This window comes from Rhizobacter sp. P3_B12, assembly GCF_056402895.1.
The window spans coordinates 1-3681 of sequence record NZ_JBFUGN010000623.1 but is presented as its reverse complement, the minus strand read 5'-3'; the positions used below and the strand labels follow the sequence as shown (position 1 = coordinate 3681).

The 3681-nt window shown below is 71.0% G+C and carries 3 protein-coding genes; all 3 read left to right on the top strand.

Annotated elements, in window-relative coordinates; all coding sequences use genetic code 11:
- Window positions 1–2186: AsmA family protein (locus tag AC1D01_RS24920; protein WP_477871133.1), on the top strand; the 2186-nt coding region annotated here is incomplete at its 5' end.
- Window positions 2183–3073: an MOSC domain-containing protein gene (locus AC1D01_RS24915; protein ID WP_477871131.1), complete on the top strand. Its 891-nt coding sequence runs from the start codon at window positions 2183–2185 to the stop codon at window positions 3071–3073. The genes AC1D01_RS24920 and AC1D01_RS24915, both read left to right, overlap by 4 nt.
- A gap of 12 nt (window positions 3074–3085) precedes the next feature.
- The coding region (locus tag AC1D01_RS24910) for a DMT family transporter (protein WP_477871129.1) at window positions 3086–3681 on the top strand (596 nt) is incomplete at its 3' end.

Below are 3681 nucleotides of genomic sequence, written 5' to 3'. Positions count from 1 at the left end.
CTGTGCTGCCGCTGCTGCGCCGGCAGCTGGTGGTCGACCCCGTCAGCGCCCGCGGCCTGCGCCTGGTGTACCGGCGCGATGCGCAGGGCAAGACCAACATCGACGACCTGCTCGCCGGCGACGCGCCGCCGCCGGGCTCCCCGGCATCGCCGGCCAGCCAGGCCGCCGCCTCGGGCGCGCCGCTGCGCTTCGACGTCAGCAGCGTGCAGCTCGACGACCTGCGGCTGAGCCTGCGCGACGAGCGCGACCAGCTCTCCGGCGAGGTCACGCTGAACTCGCTGCACACCGGCCGGCTGGCCGACCAGGTGGAGTCGCCGGTCAAGCTGCAGGCCGAGCTGGCGATGAAGGCGCCGGCCGTCAAGGGCCGGCTGAGCGGCGAGACCAAGCTGACGCTGCTGCTCGCGCAGCAGGGCGTGAAGCTGCGCGACATGCAGCTCGGCTGGCAGGGCGATGCGTTCGGCGTGCAGGCGATGGACGTGAAGATCCAGGGCGCGCTCGGCTACGACGGCCAGCGCGGCACGCTCGACGCGCAGGACCTCGACCTCGGCCTCGGCGCGACGCTCGGTTCGCTGAAGCTGGCGGGCAGCCGGGTGCAGATCAAGCACTTCGCGTTCGACCCGGCGGCGCGCAACCTGTCGCTCAATGCGCTGCAGGTCAAGCTGGCCGGCACGCAGGGCGGCCAGCCGCTGTCGGCCACGCTCGACTGGCCCGAGCTGAACGTGAAGGGCGAGGCGCTGACCGGCAGCGCGCTGAGCGGCAAGCTGTCGCTCGAGGGCCCGACGGCGGTCGATGCGAGCTTCAAGTCGGCGGCGCCGGGCGGCAGCTTCGACATGGTCAAGGTGCCCGGTTTCGAGGCCACGTTCAAAGGCAGCATGAAGGGCACGGGACCTGGCAACACCGGCCAGCGCGAGCTGGCCGGCACGGTGCGCGCCGACCTGCAGCTGCAACCGGCCAAGAGTGCCTTCGCGCTCGACGCGCTGGCCGCCCAGCTGAAGATCCAGGAACCGTCGCTGCAGCCGCTGGTGCTGGACATGCGCGGCAAGGCCGACGCATCGCCGCAGGCGGCGCACTGGACGCTGGCCGGGCAGATCAACGCCAACCCGTTCCGCAGCGAAGGCGCCGTCACGCTGGCCGGCACGCCGATCACCGTGAAGGCGTCGGCCAACTTCGAGGCGCTGGACCTGAACCGGCTGCTGCCGCCGTCCAGCACGGCACCCGCCCCGGCGCCCGCCGCCACCGAGAAGCCGGCCGCCGACACCCCCGTCGACCTGTCGCCGCTGCGCGCGCTGCAGGGCGAATTCAGCCTGCGCATCGGCAGCTTCGCGTACCAGACCTACCGCGTCAGCGACGCCGCGCTCGATGCCTCGCTGCAGGGCGGCATGCTGCGCGTCAGCAAGCTGTACGGCAAGACCTGGGGCGGCGTGCTCGACGCGACCGCGTTCGCCGATGCGCGCGCAAGCCGCGTCGCGGTGAAGGCGACGGCCACCGGCGTCAACGTCAACACGCTGCTGAAGGATGTCGCGAAGAAGGACATCCTCGAAGGCACCGGCCGCGTGGTCGCCGACATCGAAACGGCCGGGCGCAGCGTCAACGAGATGAAGGCACGGCTGAAAGGCACCGCCGCGTTGCAGCTGCGTGATGGCGCGATCAAGGGCATCAACCTCGCGAAGAGCCTGCGCCAGGCCAAGGCGGCGCTGTCGATGAAGCAGGACAGCGCGCAGAAATCGAACGTGGCCGAGAAGACCGATTTCTCGGAGCTGACGGCCAGCTTCGTGATCACCGACGGCATCGCGCGCAACGCCGACCTCGATGCCAAGAGCCCGTTCCTGCGGCTCAACGGCTCGGGCATGGTCGACATCGGCCGCAGCCGCATCGACTACACCGCGCGTGCCACGGTCGCCAACACCACGAAGGGCCAGGACGGCGCCGACCTCGCGGCCCTGAAGGGCGTGACCGTGCCGGTGCTGCTGACCGGGCCGCTGGACGCGATCGACTGGAAGATCCAGTGGTCGCAGATCGCCGCCCAGGTGCTGAAGAGCGAAGTCACCGGCAAGGCCGAGGAGARACTCAAGGAAAGCCTGCGCGGCAAGCTCGGCCTGCCGTCGGCGGCGAGCGGCGCGGCCTCGGGGCCGCAGCCGTCGACCAAGGACCAACTGAAAGACAAGCTGAAGGGGCTGTTCAAGTGAGCGAGCTGGCGGAAGGGGATGTGCAGGTGACGCTGCGCAGCGTGCACGTGTACCCGGTGAAGAGCTGTGCCGGCGTGGCGCTCGACGAATCGCTGCTGATCGAGACCGGGCTCGAGTTCGACCGCGCGTGGATGGTGGTCGATGCCGCCGGCCGCTTCGTGAGCCAGCGCGAACTGCCGCGCATGGCGCTGATCCGCACGACGCTGAAGCACACCGAGCTGGTGCTGCGCGCGCCCGGCATGCTGGCGCTGCACCTGGCGCTCGATGCGGTGGAGGCGCCGCGCCAGGTCACCGTGTGGAACGACACCGTCGCGGCCTACGACATGGGCGACCTGGCGGCGCAATGGTTCAGCGATTTCCTGGCGGTGCAGGGCAACGGCGACGTGAAGTTCCCGCTGCGCCTGGCGCGCTTCGACCCCGAGCAGAAGCGGCTGTCGAGCAAGCAGTGGAGCGGCGACATCGATGCCGAGAACGCATTCAGCGACGGCTTTCCGCTGCTGGTGGTCTCGCAGGCCTCGCTCGACGAGCTGAACGAGCGCCTCGCACGCAAGGACGTGGCCGCGGTGACGATGGCGCGCTTCCGGCCGAACCTGGTGCTCGACGGGCTGGACGCGCACGGCGAGGATTTCCTCGACGAGATCCGCTTCGACACGCCCGAGGGGCCGGTGCGGCTGCGCCTGGTCAAGCCCTGCCCACGCTGCCCGATCCCGAACGTCGACCCCGAGACCGGCGAGCCGGGGCACGAGCCGGGCGACACGCTGTCGACCTACCGCGCTGATGAGCGACTCGACGGCAAGATCACCTTCGGCATGAACGCGGTGATCGTCGAGGGCATCGAGTGCGGGCTGCGCAGCGGGCTGGCGGGCAGCGCGAGCATCCGTTTCTGAGCGGCGCCTGACGTGGCGCGCCTTCGCAACTGGCAGCTGTTCGCCGCCTGCGTGCTGACCTGGGGCACGACCTGGCATGCGATCACGTACCAGGTCGGCGTCACGACGCCGGAGTTCGGCGTCGCGTTGCGCTTCGCGCTGGCCAGCGCGGTGATCCTCGCGTTCGCCGCGGCGCGCGGCATCTCGCTGCGTTTCGCGCCGCGCCAGCACGTCTGGTTCGCGCTGCAGGGCATGTTCCTGTACGGCGTGTCGTACCTGTGCGTCTACCACGCCGAGCGGCTGCTGCCGTCGGGGCTGGTCGCGGTCAGCTACTCGGCCTCGCCGCTGATCACCGGGCTCGGCGCACGCTGGCTGTTCGGCGTCGCGGTCTCTCCGCGCTTCGTCGCCGGCGGCCTGCTCGGGCTGGCCGGCGTCGCCCTCGTCTTCTGGCCGGAGTTCGGCCAGGCGCGCGATGCGGCGGGCACCACCCTGGGCGCGCTGTTCACGGTCGGCGCGGTGCTGCTGTCGGGCGTCGGCAGCGCGATCCACCACGACGCGACGGCCGGCAGCGCCATCGGCTGCCCGCCGGCCAGCGCCGCGATGAAGCAGCACAGCGCGCCGTACAGCAT